This is a genomic window from Thermatribacter velox, assembly GCF_038396615.1.
GTDB lineage: Bacteria > Atribacterota > Atribacteria > Atribacterales > Thermatribacteraceae > Thermatribacter > Thermatribacter velox.
In genome coordinates this window covers 1,090,897-1,111,450 of sequence record NZ_CP121689.1, presented here as the reverse complement: position 1 = coordinate 1,111,450, position 20,554 = coordinate 1,090,897, and the positions used below count along the sequence as shown (strand labels likewise).

Below are 20,554 nucleotides of genomic sequence, written 5' to 3'. Positions count from 1 at the left end.
CCTTCGGAAAGCTTCGAACTTTTCCCTTACGGGCTTAAGCTCTTTTTCCTGAACCTCAGGTTTTCTGATTCCTCAGAACCCGTGGCATAAATAATAATACCACCCCCTGCTTTCTCTGTCAAGGGGTGGTAGAAAAAATTCTGTAGAGGTATCGGAGTTTCATTCACAGTGTTTTGTAAGGCTAAAAGAGGATTATATGGTTGAAAAAATTTTTGTAAAAAGTTGCCATTTTTTGATTTTAAAAACTGGTATCCAGGGACAGGTAGAATTCGGGTTTACCTTCCCTGCTTATAGGATAGCTCAGGCCAGCGGTTAAAAGCAACGGAATGGAGTCGTTGCCGAGAAAGGCACGGGCACTAAGTTCACCTCCTATGGCGAAGAACTCTTCTCCAAAGTTTTCGTTTGCAATGCTGGCTCCCTGAAGATACACTTTGCCTCTAAGGTCTTTTATAAAAAAGGTGTTTCCCAGAGGTAGGTAAAGAACCTTGAGTGGAAAAGACAGAGAGATTTCTCCATAGAGAAAATTCTTGCCTCGAATTTGAGGATAGCCTTTTAAGGGAATGTTTTGATCTCCAATGGCAAAAGCATCCTCGAAGGAGCTTTGGCCTTCTGCCAGGGAAAAAGAGAGAATACTATTTTTGGTGGGAACGACATAATCTTTCGTATATTGTAGTACCAATTCAGAACCTGGTTCCTGGTTACAATATCCCACAAACCATGAACCTTCAAAGCTTTCTCTGTAAATCCACGCATCGTTTCCCCCATATTGTTTTGTTGCGAATTCACTCAGCAATCCTCTTTTGTGGTGTGATGGTGAACTGCTTTCCACAGGTTTTTGTATCAGCGATAGCTTCAGTACTCCTTGACGGTTTTGAGTGATAACTGGCAAACTTGCACCGAAAGACCATTCATCTTGCTTTCCAGATTGGACCGAAAGATGAAAGTCCACAGGTTGAGCACGGTTTATATACTGGATTTTCACATCGCTGAAGTTATAGTTGAGGGAAAAGTAGATTTTCTCCAGAGGGTCTTGGGATTCCAGTTTTACTCCTTCTACCTGGGGTAAGATTCTAAATCGTAAATGTTTTAATGGTTGATACACTTTTTCTGTTGAGAAAGGTTTGTCTGGAGACATAGTGTTCACTTCTGGTAGCGGTTCTTTAGTAAGTGTTATTTTTTGCCAGAGCAATTTGTTTATTTTTCCTACCTCATATCCTCCGGCGTGGTAAGCAACCGTATATGTTGCGTCCTTACAGAGTATGGACTCGAAAACTCCACTGGCGACGTCAGTCAGTCGGAAAAAGGCACCATTTTCGAGAGAGTAAGCATAAAGGTCGTACTTGCCGTTTCGGTCGGATGAGAAACATAGGTATTTTCCGTTCTCAGAGAAGCTGGGGTACAAATCTGCTGCCTGATCCTGGGTAAGGAAACGAAGGTATCCCTCTTCTAACTCTAAAAGGGCTATATCTGCGTAACCGTAGTGCCATCCTGAGATAGCGAGAAGTTTTTTATCTGGAGAAATGACCATTTCTATGGGGTGAAAGGAAGATGGAAAGGAATATACGGGAACAATTTCCTGATTGTCCAGATCCAGTACGAAAATGCCTTCTTGCGCTGGTTCCCTACTTAGAAATAAAATTTTGTGATTGTTTAGAAACAAGGGAGATAAAGCCCTTAAGTACTGTGTCATGCGTTTTTCTTGCTTTTTTTGGAAATCATACATGAAGATATCAACGTAATCCCTGTATTTGCCCTCTACCCTCTTACTATATATCACTTTCTGCCCATCATCTGAAAAAGAAGCTCTTCCTTTGATTTCGCCGGTTATTAGTAACTTTTCTTGGTTTGAGGAGAGAGCAAGCATTCGTAGTCCGGGGAGAAAGCGGGGGCGAGAGAGGGAGTAGACAAGATGCATCCCATCGGGAGCGATAGTTAAGCCCCGGGTGTAAAACCCTTTATTGGTCAAAAGTTTGATTTGTGTTGCGGGACTTTGGGTGGTAGTTTTTTCCAACATGTATTTTCCCCAGTCTCTGAAGAGTTGGTTTAGAGTGATTCCAGTTGCTTTTTTGACTGCTCTGGCAAGGTCAAACGGGTTGGCTGTTCTGTTTTGATAAATCACTATTTTTTGCAGAGTTTCGGCTCCAAATCTCTCGACAATGTAAGCACAAAGGCTTGCACCGTAAACGTAGCAGCCAAGGCTTCCTGGCCACTCATCAGTGTAGCCGTAGCCACCAAAGAGCGAAGGATTTTTAAGTCCATTCGTAGTTTCTTCTCTCCAGTACATTTCAAACAGGGGGTCCTGGAGGCGCCCCTGATCATTGAGCGTTGATTCCGTATATATTGCATAACCTTCTTTGAACCAGGCAGGCTGCAGAGCTCCTGGGGGGATGACTTTTCCCAACATTTTTCCCCAAAGTTCCTCCTGAGGTATTATTCCACCTTGAAAGAGATGGGCCAGTTCGTGAGTGAGCACAAGTTTGAACCAGTTTCCAAAATGAGTTCCTGACAAGTGGTCAGCCGGGTAAGCGCTTAAAACGATTATTTTTTGCCAGAGTGTATAAGCAAAAGCATTTGAAGCCACCGAAGAATCAAGAATGACTATTTGAGGTTTAGGAGTAAGGGTGCTATGAAATGTATTTTCCAATTTCTCTATGGTAGTTTCTCCTATCTCCACGATTTCAGGAACGTAGTTCCTTAAGGAAGCAGGAAAGATTATCTCCAGTTTGGGAGTGCTTATAGAAAAAAAATCCTGATGAGGCGAAATCCTTAATGCTGCATCACAGCTTGGGAAGCTAAGCCACAATATAGAGGATAGTGATAGCAGAATGATGAAAATCCAGGCGTTTTTGAGGAAATACTTAAGCTTTATTTTCACCATTGGTGATTTCTGTACCCAAGTCGGTTGGAGCTCTCCCCAGTTTGTAAAGGAGCTGGAGAGTTTGTTTTATCTGATCTTCCAGGCTCTCTTTTTCGTGTGCTCTGTGGGGGTAAATTACGTATTGTTTTCTGAAGTGTGCAGGGGTAACGTTTAGCATTAAAGAGTTTGCACCAGCCATAAGGCCGTTTTCTCGAGCTAAGGGGTCTAAGGTTTCAAAAGCAGTCGTCACCAGTATTTTAGAATGCTTGGGTGCCAGGATGCGTATTAATGCTAAGGCGTTAAGCACACGGGTTTTGTTTGGAGGCCGAGAGTGTCCCAGAGGGGTTTCTGGATGAGGCAGGAAGGGACCAAAGCTACACATTTCGGCGCGCAACTCGCTGGTAAGAAAGATATCATTTAAGAGGTCTTCATCACTCTGGCCTGGAAGGCCAATTAGAGCACCAGTGATGATCAAGTAGCCTATTTGATACGCAATCTTCAGGTGTTGAATCCGCTCTTCCAGTGAATAGCCGGGATGCAACTTTTCATAGAGTACCGGATTGCTGGTTTCAAAGCGCATCAGAATCCCGCGCGCTCCTGCTTGATACAGAATTTCCAAGCCTCTCTCACCTACTTCGCCACAACTTACAAAGATTAACACAGGGCGTTGCCGTTTAAGTTCTTTTATCAATTCTGCAAGTCGTTTTGCAGGGAAACAAGGGTCTTCTCCACTTTGGAGAACCAAGGCCTGGAACCCGTACTGATCAATAGCCTGAATTGCTGTTTGTATTATTTCCTCATCGGACATTCGGTAGCGTTTTAATTTTCTGTTGTGTATGGATATCCCACAGTAGCTACAGTTCCGAGAGCAGAAATTGGAGAACTCGATTATTCCGTGCACACAGCATGAGTTCCCCAGATATTTTCTACGCAAAAAATTAGCAGTTTTATAAAGCAATTCCCTTTCTTTTTCATCTTCCAGGTTGAGAAGGAAAAGCGCCTCTTTTTGTGAGAGAGTTTTTTCTTCCAGAACTTTATCGAGTATTCTGAGTAAATCGTTGCTGATAGCTTTCCTTTCAAGCTGAAGTCGACTCAGCCTGAGGTCTACTTCCTGAAGCTCAAAAAAGGTTTCTTTCCAGGTCGAGAGAATGGATTGTGCTTCTTCAGGGGGAATTTTTTTGATCACAAATCCCCCTTGAGCGTAAACAAAATCTCCAGGAGAAAGGTGTTCGAGTTCGTTGTAGGCTTTCCTTTTTTCTCCAAAGTAGTCTATGATGGCCAGGTTGTTTTCAATTTCCTCTACAAGGCCAGGTATGGCATAACACACAGCAATCCCCCGTCCTATTCGTAATCGAAAGAAAGCAATCGTAATTCTCGAGTGGAGCTTGATTCGATTTCAAGCTCAGCTTCTTCCAGAATAGTGCCTTTGCTTTTCTCTTTGAAGAAAAAGCGCAATACTTCTGGATTTATCTCTGTAAAATCGCCCATCCTGAGGTATATCCTGGTTATTTTTTTAGCGCCCAGATTGGTTCCCATTGCTAACAGGTCGTCAAACAGCTGTTGTATAAGGTGGAGTTCGTGCATTATTCATGCCTCCAGTATATAGTTCGCTATTTCGCGAGCGGCTTTTTCTACCTGAGGGTTTAGCCCTTCTCCAAAAGAAACATCCGCAGGTTGTATGCCCACGAAGAAAACAGTACAACCACTTTCTTCAGCAAGGGCTTGATAGAGGATAGGAATGGGTAAGTTGTGTGTACTCAAAGTCATTGCAAAAATTTCTTCTTCAGATATAATTCTTATCTCGCCAGGTTCACCACCAAAGTCGGCAGCATCTATGATTATGATTTTTCCGCTATCTTTTTTCACAAAATCAAGGCTTTTTTCTGGTCGGTCGTAAACGTTGAGTAGCGAAACCCCCGGTGGCAACCTTTTGGCCAGCAATTCAGCAAGATAAGGTCCGACTCCATCATCTTTGCGAAGGGGGTTGCCAATAGTAATGATTAGAGTCGTTCTTTCTGGATCAGGTTTTAGTACTTCCTGGAGAGTTGGTTTTGTTTTCATGGCCATTATTTTACAAAACTTACCTTGAGAAAATGAGTTGAACAAGATATACAGGGGTCATAAGACCTGACCAGCATTTCCAGCCTGTGGACTATTTCCTCTTCGTCTTTTTCAAGGATTTCTGGAATTAATTTCCTCATATCATATTCAATATTCTGGAGATTTTGGGCGGTGGGTATTATGCAATTCGCGTCTGTAATATGCCCATTGTCATCTACCTGGTAGTGATGGAAAAGAATTCCTCGTGGCGCTTCCACTGCACCTACTCCACTGCCTGCTTTTACGGGAATGCTTTTTTTCTCGTTGAGGCCTACCACGATTTCCTCATCGTAGTTAATGCCATCTCGCATGAGCTCTTTGATGATATCCATACCGTGGTACAAACAGTGGAAACATTCTACAACCTGGGCAAGGGTATTGAGGTAAGGATTTGTAATTTTGCGGTTCATGCCCAGTGCATCACCTACTTCTTTGGCTTTGGGGTGCAATTTGGAGTAGTTCAGATTAAGGCGTGCCAGGGCGCCAACCATGTATGACTCACGGTTCCACTTGGTACGCTTTGCCGTTGAGTAAGGTACCACAAACTCATTGGTTACTTTCTGGTAGTCTTTTTTGTCGACTGTTATGCCTTCCGAGGACCCAATAGCGCTTCCCTGAAGTAGAGGATATTCTGCATCTTCTGAAACTAAGGCCACATACTCGGTATCGCGTTCAAACTGGGGGAAAGACAACTGGTTCATTAGTTCTGCGGTTTCTTCGAGGTCTTTGGTCATTCCTTCAAGTAACTCAAGCATTGTTTCAAGGTCTTTTTCCCGAGGGAGTTTTGTAAATCCACCTACAGTGCAGGATATAGGATGTACATGCCTTCCAACCAGGATATCACATACTTGGTTGCAGGTTTTTTTCATTCTTAGAGCACGTTTCACGGTCTGGTTATGCGTGTCTATAAGTGGGACGAAGCTTTTGACTCCCAGAAAGTCAGGCAGGGCCAGGAGGTAAATGTGTAGAATATGGCTGTCTAATATCTCGAGATCCATAAGTAGTTTTCTTAATTTTACGGTTTGCTCGCTGGGCGTAAATCCTATAGCATCTTCGGCTGCTTGGATTGACGCCAGGGAGTGACTGCAAGCACATATTCCACATATGCGGGACGTAATATGTTGCACTTCGAATACTGAACGTCCGCGCAACATACCTTCAAAGAAGCGTGGTGACTCCACAATCTCTAAGCGACATTCTTCTAGAGAGCCGTCTCGTACATTGATTACTATGTTTCCATGCCCTTCAACACGAGTTAAATATTCTAAGTTGACATTAAAACTCTTGCTCATTTTTGAATCCCACCCTGCAAATTTTGTTTTAGGCGACAGGTGTTGTACATGTCCATTCTTTTAACGATGAAATTCAGGTCGATGTTGTATTGCTTGAGAACCTCCTGGAAGCCTTTTTCATTGGGATTAGACACCATGCCCCGACATCCGTAACAAATATTTCCGTTATTGATACACCATGAGTTGCAACCAGCTCGAGTGATGGGCCCCAGGCAGGTGATACCCTTTTCGTAGAAGCAGACATTTTCGTTGAATTTACATTCTACACAGACTGCTACGTCCGGGACATGGTAAGGAAGTCCAGAGAGGGCGCATTTGAGAACTTCTACAAACTCTGGAGGATATACCGGACAGCCGTGGACAAAGTAGTCTACTTCCACCACTTCATGTAAAGGCCTGGTAGGCAGAGTTTCGAAAAGCTGAGCACTATCTCCGTAAACGTATTTCTTTATTTCTTCGAGAGAAAAGTTATTTTTTATGCCGTTAATTCCCCCAATAGTCGCGCAGGAACCATAAGCGATGAGCGTTTTCGACCTTTGACGAATTTTGGTTATTCTCTCTACATCGTGTGGGGTGGTAATGCTACCTTCAACTATGGCTATATCATAAACACCGTCCCACTTTTCGCTCATTACTTCTCGAAATTCTACTAAATCTATGATTTCCAGAATAGAAAGCAATGATTCACCAAAGTTAGCGACCTGAAGCTGACAGCCTTCGCAACAAGTGAAGTCAAAAAAGGCTACCTTGGGAGGTTTCATTATATCGCCCCTTTCAGGTTTTTAATGCGGCTATAAAAAAATACCGGGCCGTCCTGACAGCAATAAATATCGTGAATTTGGCAATGCCCGCATTTGCCAAGACCGCATTTCATGTGGCGTTCTAAGGAAAGCACGATGTGCTCTTCAGGAACCCCCTTTTTAAGCAGTTCTGCAATTACGAAACGGTACATTACAGGAGGACCAACTATCACTGCAAACGTATTCTCTGGGTCAATGTCCACGTTGGGAATTAGCGTGGTTATTACGCCGACGTTCCCCATCCATTCCGGGTCTGCTTCGTCAACTGTACAGCTAAAGTTGACATCCAGTCTTTGTTGCCAGGTTGTGATTTCATCCTTGAAAAGCATGTTTTGGGGATTTTTGCAGCCAAAAAGTACCTGAACCTTACCAAAATCTCGACGATTGTCCATAACGTAATTGATGAGAGACCTTAAAGGCGCGATGCCTATACCACCGGCAACCATCAAGAGATCATGACCTATTAACTTGGTAATTGGAAAGCCCACTCCAAAGGGTCCTCTAATACCTATGTTGTCACCGGCTTCAAGTCGATGTAGGGCCCTGGTGAGTCTTCCCACAGCTCTGACGCACAGCTCAAAACTGTTTCTGTGGGTAGGCGAGGAACATATGGAGATAGGTGCTTCTCCAACACCTCTCAGGGATACTTCTACAAACTGTCCGGGCTCAAAGTCCAGTATTTCTCCTTCCGGTAGAGCGATTTCGAATAACTTATCTTGGCTGGTCAGCCTTGAAGTACGTACTATGGTGGCTTCTTTTACTTCATAGCCAGTATGACTTATCAAGAGCTTGTCCATACTTTTCCCTCCTTTGTGTGGAGGTAACCAGTTTCTTGAGCCAGTTGGGTTATGGTTTCTTTAAGGTCTATCTTTGCCATGCAAGTTCTGCTGCACCGTCCACACCCTGTACAGAAGAACTTATTATACCTTTTGACTGGGTAAGAGAATTTTCGATTGAAGCGATGACGTTTGCGGTCTGAACGTAGAGCGCGAAAGCTCTCTCCACTGGCAATTTTCGCAAAGGGTTCGTTTTGACAAGAGTCCCACACGCGGATGCGCTTGCCGGTCTTGAGGTCCAGATTGGGCACATCCATTACATCGAAACAATAACAGGTAGGACATACATTGGTGCAGTTTGCGCAGGAAAGACAGCGGTTGCCAATTTCTTCCCAAACCTTGGCTTCAAAGCCTTCTGCAAACATTTTGGGTATCAGATTGCGGTCTATAGGGACTTCAGGCTCGAAGGTGTCTTGTTTTTTTTCTCGAAGATGTTGTAGGTCTTTAAAGTGTTTTGGTGCCGGATCTGTGAAAAATTGAAAATTTTTAATCAGTTCTTCCCCCTTCTGGGTGGCGATGTGTACCATAAAGTAGTCGTTAAGGTCAGTGAAGAAGAGGTCGTATCCGCCTTGAGGGAGAAAAGTACCCATTAGGCCACACGATGCAAAGCTATCGCAATAGTTATTGCACTCCAGGCCTATAAGGGTTATGTACCCTTTGCGAATGAGGTAATTGATATCTTTAGGGCGGTCGTTGAAAACTACGTTAAGACATTGAATTCCTGCAAGATCACAGGTGTGTACTCCAAAGAGAATAAGTTTTTCAACTTCCACAACTGGTTGCATATTTTGTCCTCGACTGGCATCGTATTCGGCCAGCGTTTCGTATTGAGGCATGAAGTACTTTTTTGGAGGAAGTATGGTGGGAATATAATTAAGAGCTATTTCTTCTGCTTGACTTACTTCTTCAAAAGAAAACTGGTTTGTTTTTTGGTCTTTCCTGACTGGAGCTACTACTTTGGATATTAAATTGAGGTGCTCGATAAACGCTCCAAAGTGCTCTTTTTGAAGGACGAGATATCTCAAATCTATCAAACCCCCCATGGGTGGTTTTATAGAAAAAAACAGGTTATGCACTGAAAATATTCCGGGACTAACTTATGCGAGGAATAAGGCTCTCGTTTTTTATTTTTGTCAGGTTTGGTAATAGTCTAAAGGTAGAAATTTTAGTGCGAAAGGAAAAGGGCAACCATAGCTGGGTTGTTCCAATCCAGGAAACGGCGGTTGCCCTTTTCCTTTTTTAGACTTTGAAGCGTAAAAAGGCTCCGATTCTCTGAATTTTTTCAAGTAGAGGATTATCGGTTTTTATGTATTTTACTTCTCCACCTTGGAGAAGAACTTCTGCGATGATTTCATCAATGATGTCTTCAACTTCAACGGGTGGAAGGTTACATAGTGGACAATCACTTTTCTCCAGAGTTATGTAGTGACACTGGGGGCAAACAAAGCCTTCCTGAGTAAGGTCTTCATCTACTACCACCATCTGGCAAGCTCCAAAGTGTAAAGCTCTTAAAACATTTGGTAAACTACTGGTTGCCAGATCATCGTTGCCAATTTTTTCTATGAGTTCTTGTAGTATCTGGTTGTCTTCTTCTGTTTCAATGTTTTGTTCAGCTTTAAGTGCTTCTTCGATGATCACGTTGATGGGGTCTTTGGGGTTAAGATTTAGTCGTCCCTTTACTCGGGTACGGAGGTAAGAGTGCAATAGGTTAAGAAAAGCTGGATAATCTTCTTTCTTTATTCCTACCAGTAAATAGTCAAAGTGGCCCTTGCGGAAGTGTTCCATGCAGGCAAAAGCAACTTCTTTATAGTGTTGTAGGATCTGATTTTCTATTTTTCTTTCTATCCTTCTCTCTTCTAACCCATACCATCCTCCTTCTTTGATTTTCCCTCGGATATTCGTTTTATGCTCTTCGTGCTCCATAATCTCGCCCATATAAACTTCAAACAGGCGGGCATCACGGTGGTCTACAATTGCCACCAGAAGACGATGGTACTCATCGAGAATGGCAGTTAGTGGTCTTAAATAAGGGTCAGGGTCAAAGATGATTTGGTTTTTCGCTGCTTGGGGTAAAAGAAACACCCTAAATAAGTTTTCTTCTGAGTTAACGAAAGCTGCTATCCCCCTGGTTCTCCCTTTTATTTCAAGTTTTTCTTCCAGAAACTGGTTTATCTGGCTGAAGTCTCTCTCAAACTGGCGTACTCTTTCTTCTGCGACGTCTCCAGATTTTAATTCTGCCAGTTTTTCTCGATATACGTTTTGAGCGACTTTTTTAAATTTTTCAGCAACGATAAATCGGGGGTCGATGTTCAGATAAAAGGAGGTAACCCATCCTTTTTGAGGACGGTATTTTAAGATTTCCTCTATTTTTTCCGCAGTAATTAATCGTTCTTCTCGGTTATTCATCTTTCAATCTTCCTCCTTATCGAAAGTATTTTTTCTTGAAAGGGCGGATATAGAATGCCTTGCTCGGTTATGATGGCTGTTATTAAGGTGTTTGGCGTGATATCAAAGGCTGGATTTTCTACCTCTGCTTTTTCAGGCACTATCTGGTGCTCTTTCCAGTATTTTATTTCGGCCGCGTTTCTTTCTTCAATGGGTATTTGCGATCCTTCGACAATCTCGAAATCAATTGTTGAAGTTGGCGCTGCTACATAAAATGGTATGTTGTGATATCTGGCGAGCACAGCGAGTGAGTAGGTTCCTATCTTGTTTGCTGTGTCTCCATTGGTTGCAATTCGGTCTGCTCCCACAATGATTTTGTTGATTTTCCCCTGTTGCATCATGAAGGCTGCCATGTTGTCGCAGATTACTCTGGTGGGAATACCATTTCGGGTAAGCTCATAGGCGGTAAGCCGAGCCCCTTGGAGTAGTGGCCTGGTTTCATCGGCATAAACCTGAATTTTTTTGCCCTCTTTTAGCTGTGCCCAGTAAATCGCACCCAACGCGGTTCCCCAGGCACCACAGGCAAGTGCACCGGCATTACAATGGGTGAGAATTACGTCTCCATCCTGTATGAGGCTTGCACCGAGTTCCGCAATTTTCCGGTTCATTGCTTCATCTTCTCGTTCTATTGTTGTAGCTTCTTCAATTAACCTGGAACACGTCTCTTCTGGGAGTGTGGCGTTTTTTTGAGCTTCTTGCCAGATTTTTTTCATTCTGTCCAGTGCCCAGAAAAGGTTTACTGCGGTGGGTCTGGTGGATCGAAGAATCGAATCTACCCTTTCTAAAAAGGGATAAAAATCGTTTTGCCTGGTGGTACCTTCAAGCGCTCCCAGACATAGGCCATAAGCAGCGCTTATTCCAATCAGGGGAGCACCCCTTATGCGGAGAGATTTTATGGCTTCAGCTACCTCTCTGAAGTCTGTGGTTTCTCGAAAGACTTCTTGAGTGGGGAGAAGGGTCTGATCGAGGTAGCGTAAAGCGTTTCCTATCCATTCTACAGGTTTTATCACTATTGCACCTTCCTTTCTTAAGGTGTTAAAGTATTTGTCCTCCCAGTTTTGTTGCTGTGGCAACGATTACTGTTGCCATAAGGATGCCTCCTGAAACGTAAGCCAGAGATTCTTTAATCGAGAAGCCCATTAACCAGCAGGCCAGCGAACCTGTCCATACTCCTGTAAAAGGCAGAGGTATACCCACAAAAAACAATATCCCCCATTTGCCAAATTTTTGGTAAGGCGCGATTTTTTTGCGAGTGCTCTCAAGTATTTTGAGCCAGCTCTTTTTGAAATATGCGTTTCGGGCAATCCAGGCTTCAAAACTTGGAGCAAGATTCATAACTATGAAAAAAGGAATTAGGTTTGCTGTTCCTGACACTGTTATGACTAAAACCCAGGGTAATTTTTGCACCAGAATGCCATAAGGAATGGCTCCACGCAGTTCGCTGATGGGTAAGCTGGCTATCAGCGCTGTCTTAAGGACTCCTTCTATCATAGTTGAATGCGTGCTACAAGTTCTTTTATTATGGTTGTCAGTTTTGGTTCTGCTTGGTTTGCTGCTTCTACAATTTCTTCAAAGTTAACTGGTTCTACTACTCCATCGATGGCCAAATCAGTTATGCAAGAGATTCCAAACACTCTTATTCCTGCATGTCTGGCTACAATAACCTCAGGAACGGTTGACATACCAACAGCATCTGCGCCAATGGTGATCAGGAATCGGTATTCTGCTGGAGTTTCCAGATTGGGTCCAGGGAGAGCAACATAAACTCCCTGGTGTACATAAAATCCTTTTTCTATGGCTATGTTCAGGGCCAATTCTCGGAGTTCTTTATCGTAAGCTTGCGACATATCCGGGAAACGCGGTCCAAGTTCAGGATCGTTGGGCCCCCGAAGGGGATTATCTCCCAGTAGATTTATGTGATCGGTAATAATCATCAAGTCTCCTTTTTTCATGTTTCGATTCATACCGCCTGCTGCGTTGCTTATGATGAGCACTTCTATGCCCAGAGCCTTCATAACTCTTACTGGGAAAGTTATTTGTTGCATGGTGTATCCTTCGTAGTAGTGGAATCTTCCCTGCATGGCGACCACTGCTTTTCCAGAAAGGTTTCCCAGTACCAGGTTTCCCTGGTGGCTTTCTACTGTGGATACTGGGAAATTGGGTATTTCCTGGTAGGGAATGACTCTTTCTATTTCAATGTCATCAACCAGGGCACCGAGGCCTGTTCCCAAGATGATTCCTATTCTGGGATTTAGTCTGGTTCTTTCTTTAATAAAAGCGCTGGTTTCTTGAATTTTGGCTTTCAGGTTTTCCATTATTCATATCACTCCTTGTTATTTTATTTTCTTGGGAAGTGTTTATCGTAAGCTTCTTGCAAGACCTTCCTGGTTATGTGGGTATAAATTTGAGTTGTGGAGATGTCGCTGTGTCCAAGACATTCCTGAATTATACGCAAGTCGGCTCCGTTTTCAAGGATATGGGTTGCAAAAGTGTGCCGCAAAGTATGAGGTGTCACGTTCTTTGTTATACCGGCTTTACGGGTATAACGCTTTATCATATTCCACACACTCTGACGAGTTATCGGTTTCCCGGAAGGCCCCAGGAAAACAAAATTACTGGGTTTCCCTTTTAGAAAGTGAGGCCTTCCCCCTGCCAGATAGGCTTCAATTGCTGCTTTTGCCTCCTCTCCAAAAGGTACGATTCTTTCCTTAAATCCCTTGCCCCAAAGGCGTAGCATGCGGTTTTGAAGGTCGAGGTGTGAGAATTCAAGATTCACCAGTTCACTTACCCTCAGGCCGCTACTGTAGAGGAGCTCCAGTATGGCTTTGTCTCTCAATCCTGAGGGTTTGGTGGTATCAGGGAGAGTTAGAATTGCTTCTATTTCAGCAAGAGTGAGTACCTGGGGTATTTTTCTCCCTATTTTTGGGGTATCGAGTGAACGCGCAAGATTTTCTTTGACCAGATTTTTTTTGAGTAGAAAAGCAAAAAAAGATCTCAGCGCAGAAATACGCCTGGCTAAGGTAGTAGAAGTATGTCCTGCTCTATACTGCCAGGTTATAAATTCTTCCAGATCTTTTAAGGTAAGTTCTTCTAAAGAGGTAATCTGTCTCTTAATTAAGAAACCGTGCAAGGCTTTCAAGTCGTTCTCATAAGAACACAGTGTGTTTTCAGAAACTCGTTTTTCCCAGTAAAGAAAATCGAGAAAGGCCTCAATTGCTTCTTGAAGGTTTCCTGGAGACATAGCTTTTTATTACCCTTTTTAAAAAGAGTCCAGCGATAATCAAGAAAATGCTGGCCAGTTGCGCCTCGGTAAATAAACCTGCAATAGCGAAGGGTTCATCTCGCCAATATTCTATCAGAAAACGAGCGACACCATAAAGCCATAAGTAGTCAAAAAAGAGCGCTCCCTCAAACGGTTTCTTTCGTTCAAGGCGGAGTAGCACAAAAAGGATTATTAAAGAATAAAGAGAAGAATATATTTGAGTGGGGTAGCGAAAGCCGGAGAGGTTAGGAAAATGCACCCCTAGAGGAAAAGAGTTAAAAGTGCAGACTCTTCCATAACAACATCCGTTTAGGAAACAACCTATTCTGGCAATGGCATATCCCAGGGCAAGTGGTGGTGAGAAAATGTCGAATAACTTTAAGAGGGATTGTTTTTTAAGGTAGAGGTAGGGCAGAACCAAAAGCAACCCTCCAATTAGCCCCCCTAAAAAGGTTAGTCCTCCTTCTCTGATGTTGAAGATGTGCCAGAAATTATTTTTATATAGTTCCCAATTAAGGATAACGTAGGTTATTCGAGATCCCAAAATGGCCCCTAAGATGGCAAGGATACTTACTTCAACAACTGTTTCCTGAGAAACCTGGTATTTCTGAGCCCTTTTCATGGCATAAATGACCCCGACCAGGAAAGCGACCCCCAGCATTACACCGTATGAATACACTGGTAAAGAGCCCAGGTAAAAAAGTATACGTCTCATTGGAACACCACCTCTGTTTTTTCATTTACTACTTCTATCCATATTTTCCCAGGGGGTATGACCAATTTTTCTCCATTCTCCAGGTAGTAGCTCGTTTTGTCTTCCAGAGTTTGTTTGGACCAGGTGACCGGAATCAGTTTGCCCTGGAAACAGGCCCAGCCTTTGCCCTTGCCTACAAAGTTTATCGCCAACCTGCCTTCTTCATCCTGCACTCTTTGTTTGGTGACTTGGACGATCACTACTCGGGCGGTTATTGGGTTACCGTTTAAGGCATCAATGTGAGTTTCTCCATTCACTCTTCTGAGGTAAATATTTTTTGATGGATCATATTCAAAGGCTACCTGGTAACTACCAGTATAGTGAATTTCTATTTTTCGTGCTGAGGGAAAAGTTTCATTAGTAATATTTATATTGCCGGATACCGGAAAGTAAGTAGCCAGAGCTGGCTTACTGTAACCCAGTCTGTTGCTTTCTTCCTTGAGAGAGGTTAAGGAAGTATATAAGTTGTGGGGTGGATTGCGGTCTTTACTGCGCCAGAAAGCCCTGAAGTTTTTCATTTCATCAATATGGTCCAGGGCAAGCTGTTGGAGATAAGTATAAGCTTCCACACTTCCCCCACAATGTACCAACACAGCATTATGCTCTGCTGCTTTCATTACAAAGTAAGGTCTTGCGCTACGCAGTGGCCCTATTTTTTCAGCATCTTCTGATTGAAATATGGCCAGAAATCTGGTAATTCCACCCTCTGCCATGATTTCGTAGACGATATCGGCTTGGCTCAGTCCTGACTGGGGACGGGCTGCTGGAGCATTTTCCACGATTATTGCGAAAGGCCTTTGCGTGAAAGGGGACTTTTTTTCGACGTCGGAAGTAGGTGGAGCAACATCCCCCATAAGAAGGTTTCTGCCGGCAGTGCTTTCCACTTCCTGAGTTGTACGCTCGGCGATTCTGGCAAGCAGTGGCGAAGTACCAGCTTCTTCTATTTTGCTTTTGATAACTTCGGTTGAAAGTATGCTCTGTTTCTGAAGTTTTTCTTCAATTTTGATTTCCTCGCCTTTGGTCAGCAGTTCTGCTCCCGAAGGTGAAGACCTTGCCAGAGTCAGTTCTGCCGGTGGTAGTTCAATTTCTGGTTTAGGGAGCTGGGTCTGGGGTTTGTTTGATTCCACGCTGGTGGAAATTTCTTCTTCAATAGTTTGGGGTGGTCGCTCTATGCTTTCCTCTGGAGGTGTTGTTTGAGGTTTCAATTCAGCAACTTTCTGAGTTTCCTCAGATTCCAAGCTTGCTGGCGCTTCTTCAGCTGGTAATTCCAGAAGTTCTACCACAACCACTTCTTCTGGCTTGGGAAGATAGCGATAGGAAAGCCAGTAAACTGAAGCCACTGCTATAACGGCTATATTTATAAGGATGGAAATGGAGAGGGCAAAGGACCATACTCGTTTTTCGTCAAGCATTGGGATCACTCTTTTTCAGGAGGTCTGGTGGCTATGGCCATTTTTTGAGCGCCAGCTCTTTTGAGGATGTCCATAACCTGCACTACTCTACCGTGTAACACATTTTTATCCGCTTCAATAACTACAGTAGCACCTGGTTCCTTGCGTAACTCTACCACAAGGAGATTAGGAAAGTCTTCCCAGGTTACAAACGAACCATTAATGAAAAGACGATTATCTTCAGTAATGGTTACGGTGAGAGTTTTTGCCTCTCCGAGTTGTGAAAATTCAGCAGTGGGAAGATTGACCTGTGCCCCGGTTTCGATGCTTATAAAGGTAGTGGTTACCATGAAGAAAATTACCAGCTGGAGGATTACGTCCACCAGCGGTGTCATATTAACTTCTGGTTTCGATTTTTTCTTCATTCGTCGAAACTGAAACATTGTGATCCTCTTTTTGAAGTTTTTCTCTGGAAGAAACTGTTCCAGGGAGCAGTCCGGCTTCTTCCTCAATTATTTCTAAGATTTCACCGCTGACTCTTTCAATTTCGTTCATTAAGCTTTCCGCAGTGTTGGAAAGATAATGATGGGCTATGATGGTTGGTATAGCTACCGATAGACCAGCGGCAGTTGTAATTAAGGCTTCAGAGATACCACTGGCCATTTCAGCGGGTCTGCCCACGCCTACAGCTGAAATGATGTTGAAAGTTTTAATCATACCGGTTACTGTGCCGAGCAACCCCAGAAGAGGGGAAATGTTGGCAATAGTCACCAGGGTATTCAATCGTTTTTCCAGGTAAGGGAGTTCCTGTAAGGCTGCTGTTTCCATGGCTTCCCTCGCTTCTCGAGGATAGCCGGCAAAATATCTTTTGAGGCCTGAAAGGATAATTTTGGATGCAATACATGGATTTTTCTGACTCAAGTCCACCAGCGAGGATAGGTCACGCTGAATCAGGGATTTTCTTATTGATTTAAAAAATCTCCGGTGCTTTTCACGGGTACTGCGTAAAACGTACCATCGCTCTATGGTAACCGCAAGAAAAATTACCGAGCAGACAAGTATAGGATACATTATGTAGCCACCCTTGGTGACTATCGAGAAAATCTGCATATCTCAAACCTCCTGAAAATTTCGCTTATTTTTCTTCCAGAACGGCTATCCGCTGGTTTGCTTTTTCTCTCCATTGCTCACTTTGCGCTTTTTGAGCAAGCTCGTAGTATACTTCTCTTGCTCTTACAGGATCCCCCTTTAGCTCTAAAGCTACACCCAGGAGATATACTGTTTTTTCCCAGAGCTCTAAATTTGCAGATTCTTCCGGGCGAAGCTCGAGGACTGAATTTAAAAAATTGATTGCCTTTTCTGGATGGTCCATTTTAAGATATATACTGCCCAAACGGTAATAAATATAAAGCTTTTCCTCTGAAGAAACAGCTCTTTGCACCAATTCTTCGAGAATTGGTATTGCTTGCTGATAATTTTCCTGAAGTATGTAGATATCAGCAAGTAGTGAGTTAAGTTCCTGGTAATATTTTCCTTCAGGGAAAAGATCTCGATATTCTTTGATTAGCTCTTCGACCTGTTTTTCGTCGCCAAGGTAGTATGCAGACCATACGCTGAAGTAAAGTACTTTCTCGCGCTCAAGACTTTGTGGAAAGCGCTGAGTAAAAGAAAACGCTTCCTGCAAGAAACGGGCGTACTCTTTTTGCATGTAGAGCTCTTCAAGATGCATGAGGTAGGCTTTTTCAGCATACTCAGGTATGTTCTTGAGCTTTTGAAGCAATTCCTGATTTTTCTGGTAGTCCCCTTTTTGGTGGTAGAGATTGGCCAGGTTCCACTGATAAAGGGGGTCCTGACTGATTGAACAAAGCCTGTGATAGTTTTCGATAGCTTTCTCAAGCTTTCCTTGCTGGTGGTTGATTTCTCCCAAGAAGAGCAAGATTTCTTCCTGAAATTCCCGAGGGAGAAGTTCCAGAGCGGCTTCGAGAGCGAATCTTGCAGTTTCAAGATCTCCAGTGAAGTACGAGGCCTTGCCTTTTAAAAGGAAAAAAAAGCCTTTCCGGGAATTGGAAAGATTGTCAGGTGACACTTCGCTTAGGACTTCAAGTGCTTCCGAATATTTTTGCTGGTCGATCAAAACAGATGCTTTTTCCAGGGCTTCTTTCTCCGGGTCTTTCAGGATCTGTTCGGGGTCTTCTCCAGCGAGCGCAACGAGTTCTCTTGCTTTATCTTCAAGTCCAAGATGGTAATAGGCCCAAGCAATTATTAAAAGGTATTCTTTTTGGTTTTCGGGTTTCCTTTCTCGGTGTAAGAGTTTTTCTCCTGCTACAGTTACCTTTTCCCAGTTTTTCAGCTGAGCATACAGTTTTATCTGGGTTTTGTAGAACTCTTCGGGAAAAGTGTTTTCGAAGGTGGTAGCTTTTTCTTCGAGGAGCTTCCGGGCTTGGTCAAGTTCTCCCATTTCAAGTGAGGAAACAGCAATTTTGAACTGGGCTTCTACTGACAATTCGCTGTTTGGATAATGATTCAGGAATTCTTCGAAATATTCTATGGCCTTTTTCCAATCTTTTTGCTGATAGAAGGCATTGGCCTGATAAAAAGCACCTTTCTCGCCACCTATCTCTTTGAATATACTCAAAGCTTTTTCAGTGTTTTTATTTTCCTGATAGCACAGCCCCAGCATTTCCATTACTTGCAGACGAAAGGTGCTTTCAGGAAATTTCTGTAACAGATCTTCATATATCTGGATGCACTCGCTGTATTTTTTTTGCTTGAAGAATGCATAACCATACCAGAAAGCTGCCTGATCCAGGTATTTACTCTGTGGAAAGCGAAGCTGGAATTGACGATAATGCTCGGTAAGCTCCGACAGTTTCAAGGTCCTCGCTTCTGCTTCCAGTCTCAGCAGTTCTGCTTCCTCTATGAAGGTTGCGTAAGGGAATTTATTTATGAGTTCATTCAGTTCTTTAAGGCTTTCTTCCCACTGCTCGAGTTTGCTCAGGCAAAAGGCTCTGCCCCACAATGCCTCTTCCTGGAGCTTTACATCAGAGTCATCTTTGGCTTGAGTATAAAAATCTATTGCTCTTTTCCACTCTCCTTTTTGAGCCAAAAGGTTGCCTATCAAAAGGGATGCCTGATGAAGCTCTGGATTTTCTTGCAACGCTTTTTGGGCAATCATCAAAGCCTGGTCGACGTCACCCCACCCCAGGATTTCCATACTCAAGTCGTATAGTTGGCGAGATTTTTCTTTAGGGTCGCTTAACAGTTCTATGCTCTTTAGTCTTTTTTCAAGGTAACTTTTTTCTTCACCAAGGTAATAGTAGCAGCGGGCTGCATATTCGTGGGCTTTCTGGAAACTCGGATTTTTGGCAATTGCTTCTTCAAAAAAAGCAAGGGCCGCACGGTATTCTGCTTTCTGGTAGAGTTCTAAACCTCGATTGAAGCTCTGAAGTGTTTCGCGACCATAGGTTTTTTCCTGGATGGTTTTGTCCAAAAACCTCTGGGCTTGGGCATGAAAAGGGTCTAATGCCAAGAGTTTTCTCCAAACCTTTTCGGCTTCGTCTAATTCACCAAGGTCATAAAGAGTTCTCCCTAAAAAGTAATAGGCTTCTTTCATTTCGGGATTAATTTCTGTTGCTTTGCTAAGCAGGGTTCTGGCTTTAAATAGATCTCCTGCAGCATAACTTTTATAACCTTCTACATAAAGGGAATAAGCTTGCTTACCAAACTTTTCCGCTTTGGAGTAAAAATCCAGTAAATAGCGAGCTTCGTCATGTTGAGGGTTTTCGTTAAGAATTTTTCTGAGTGAAGCTATTGCTTCTTGAATCCTGTCTTCTTCATAAAGGATTTTGGCTTTTAGGAGTAAGATTTGCGAAGACTCAACTTTAAGCTCTTCTGTTTTTTTGAGAGTCTGCAAGGCAAGGTCGTGTTTTTTCTGAAAGAGATACAAATTCGCCAGTCGCAGATAGGTAGCAAGCAGGTTTTTGGTGACTGAAGTGCTGGCCTTCTCTTGCTCCAGTAAATGCAAATATGTTTCCCAGGCTTCGGCTTCTTTAGCAAACCATCCTGTCTGGTGATACATCAGAGCAAGATAGAGATAGCTTTCCCGGTATTCAGGCGCATTCTGGGTGGCTTGGGTAGCCAGTGCAAAGGCTTCCTGCCAGAGAGGTTTATCCGGAAATTGCGATTCTCGGTTGTAAGTTTTTAAGGCTTCTTTCATTTTTGTGATTGCTTTATAAAGTGGTAGGATTTGCTTTTCTTGGAAGCTGGGATATTCTATCTGGATTACTGCATTGGGAAATAGTGTTCGGATTAGTTCTTCCGTGAAGTGCTTGCCAAGTAGAGAAAGATTCTCCATCTGGAAGACCTGGCTGGCTAAGTTTATTGCTTCGCCATTTGCTTTTACAAACAGCCGGGGACTTACTATAAGATTCCGCTGGTTATTGACCTCTCTATAAAGAACTGAACCTGTGAGCAGATAGTCACACTGGAGCTTATTGCTGATTTGCTTCAGAAAGCTGGTGGTGAGAAAAGCGTTGGAAGAACTGTCTATTCCTTCAAGAAACGTTTCGATTTCAAAAGAATTTATTACCTCAAAATATCCACTTTGCTCCAGGCCCATTTTAAGCACATCCCTTACCAGATAACCGAGCGCGTATTCGTTGTTTTCTCTTTCTACGAAAGGTAGACAGGCAATTTTAGGGGGATTTTGGGAGAAAACGGGAAAAACAAACAAAAAAAGCAGGCTTAGCAGCAAAATTACGCCTGTAAACAACGCTTTTTTTCGTTGAATTTTTAGAAAGAAAAACAAAATCAAAGCT

At 43.2% G+C, this 20,554-nt stretch carries 18 protein-coding genes; all 18 read right to left on the bottom strand.

Annotated elements, in window-relative coordinates:
- Positions 1-238 precede the first annotated feature (238 nt).
- The 18 genes from QBE54_RS05560 to QBE54_RS05475 all read right to left on the bottom strand — a co-directional run bounded on the left by QBE54_RS05560 (position 239) and on the right by QBE54_RS05475 (position 20,490).
- Complete coding sequence (locus tag QBE54_RS05560; RefSeq protein ID WP_369019344.1) at positions 239-2,878, bottom strand: hypothetical protein; 2,640 nt, start codon at positions 2,876-2,878, stop codon at positions 239-241.
- Positions 2,859-4,184, bottom strand: coding sequence for a radical SAM protein (locus QBE54_RS05555; protein WP_369019343.1), 1,326 nt, complete (start codon positions 4,182-4,184; stop codon positions 2,859-2,861). The genes QBE54_RS05560 and QBE54_RS05555 overlap by 20 nt, the downstream gene beginning before the upstream one ends.
- 14 nt (positions 4,185-4,198) lie before the next feature.
- Positions 4,199-4,441 carry a hydrogenase/urease maturation nickel metallochaperone HypA gene (locus QBE54_RS05550; protein ID WP_369019342.1) on the bottom strand — a complete coding sequence of 81 codons (243 nt, stop codon included), beginning with the start codon at positions 4,439-4,441 and terminating at the stop codon, positions 4,199-4,201.
- 3 nt (positions 4,442-4,444) lie between these two features.
- The gene (locus QBE54_RS05545) at positions 4,445-4,918 is read right to left on the bottom strand and encodes a hydrogenase maturation protease (RefSeq protein ID WP_369019341.1); all 474 of its coding nucleotides are present in this window, start codon (positions 4,916-4,918) and stop codon (positions 4,445-4,447) included.
- 5 nt (positions 4,919-4,923) lie between these two features.
- Positions 4,924-6,249, bottom strand: coding sequence for a Ni/Fe hydrogenase subunit alpha (locus QBE54_RS05540; protein ID WP_369019340.1), 1,326 nt, complete (start codon positions 6,247-6,249; stop codon positions 4,924-4,926).
- On the bottom strand, positions 6,246-7,010 hold the full coding sequence (locus QBE54_RS05535) for a cytochrome B (protein ID WP_369019339.1): 765 nt from the start codon (positions 7,008-7,010) through the stop codon (positions 6,246-6,248). The genes QBE54_RS05540 and QBE54_RS05535 overlap by 4 nt, the downstream gene beginning before the upstream one ends.
- Positions 7,010-7,846, bottom strand: a complete 837-nt coding sequence (locus QBE54_RS05530; RefSeq protein WP_369019338.1) for an FAD/NAD(P)-binding protein — start codon at positions 7,844-7,846, stop codon at positions 7,010-7,012. The genes QBE54_RS05535 and QBE54_RS05530 overlap by 1 nt, the downstream gene beginning before the upstream one ends.
- Positions 7,831-8,910 (bottom strand): 4Fe-4S dicluster domain-containing protein, encoded by a 1,080-nt coding sequence (locus tag QBE54_RS05525; RefSeq protein WP_369019337.1) that lies wholly within the window; start codon positions 8,908-8,910, stop codon positions 7,831-7,833. The genes QBE54_RS05530 and QBE54_RS05525 overlap by 16 nt, the downstream gene beginning before the upstream one ends.
- A gap of 214 nt (positions 8,911-9,124) precedes the next feature.
- On the bottom strand, positions 9,125-10,291 hold the full coding sequence (locus QBE54_RS05520; protein ID WP_369019336.1) for a hypothetical protein: 1,167 nt from the start codon (positions 10,289-10,291) through the stop codon (positions 9,125-9,127).
- Entirely contained in the window at positions 10,288-11,337 is a 1,050-nt protein-coding gene (gene mtnA, locus QBE54_RS05515; protein ID WP_369019399.1) for an S-methyl-5-thioribose-1-phosphate isomerase, read from the bottom strand. The genes QBE54_RS05520 and mtnA overlap by 4 nt, the downstream gene beginning before the upstream one ends.
- Positions 11,338-11,365: 28 nt before the next feature.
- The gene (locus tag QBE54_RS05510; protein WP_369019335.1) at positions 11,366-11,821 is read right to left on the bottom strand and encodes a COG2426 family protein; all 456 of its coding nucleotides are present in this window, start codon (positions 11,819-11,821) and stop codon (positions 11,366-11,368) included.
- Positions 11,818-12,645, bottom strand: a complete 828-nt coding sequence (locus QBE54_RS05505; protein ID WP_369019334.1) for a purine-nucleoside phosphorylase — start codon at positions 12,643-12,645, stop codon at positions 11,818-11,820. Before QBE54_RS05505 ends, QBE54_RS05510 begins: the two co-directional genes overlap by 4 nt.
- Before the next feature lie 23 nt (positions 12,646-12,668).
- Positions 12,669-13,571, bottom strand: coding sequence for a site-specific tyrosine recombinase XerD (gene xerD, locus QBE54_RS05500; protein WP_369019333.1), 903 nt, complete (start codon positions 13,569-13,571; stop codon positions 12,669-12,671).
- Entirely contained in the window at positions 13,540-14,307 is a 768-nt protein-coding gene (lgt, locus tag QBE54_RS05495; protein WP_369019332.1) for a prolipoprotein diacylglyceryl transferase, read from the bottom strand. The genes xerD and lgt overlap by 32 nt, the downstream gene beginning before the upstream one ends.
- Complete coding sequence (locus tag QBE54_RS05490) at positions 14,304-15,758, bottom strand: DUF3048 domain-containing protein (protein WP_369019331.1); 1,455 nt, start codon at positions 15,756-15,758, stop codon at positions 14,304-14,306. Before QBE54_RS05490 ends, lgt begins: the two co-directional genes overlap by 4 nt.
- 5 nt (positions 15,759-15,763) lie before the next feature.
- Positions 15,764-16,162 (bottom strand): ExbD/TolR family protein, encoded by a 399-nt coding sequence (locus QBE54_RS05485; protein ID WP_369019330.1) that lies wholly within the window; start codon positions 16,160-16,162, stop codon positions 15,764-15,766.
- A complete protein-coding gene (locus tag QBE54_RS05480; RefSeq protein ID WP_369019329.1) occupies positions 16,134-16,847 on the bottom strand; it encodes a MotA/TolQ/ExbB proton channel family protein in 714 nt (237 codons plus the stop codon). The genes QBE54_RS05485 and QBE54_RS05480 overlap by 29 nt, the downstream gene beginning before the upstream one ends.
- Before the next feature lie 25 nt (positions 16,848-16,872).
- A complete protein-coding gene (locus tag QBE54_RS05475; protein ID WP_369019328.1) occupies positions 16,873-20,490 on the bottom strand; it encodes a tetratricopeptide repeat protein in 3,618 nt (1,205 codons plus the stop codon).
- Between the last annotated feature and the right edge of the window lie 64 nt (positions 20,491-20,554).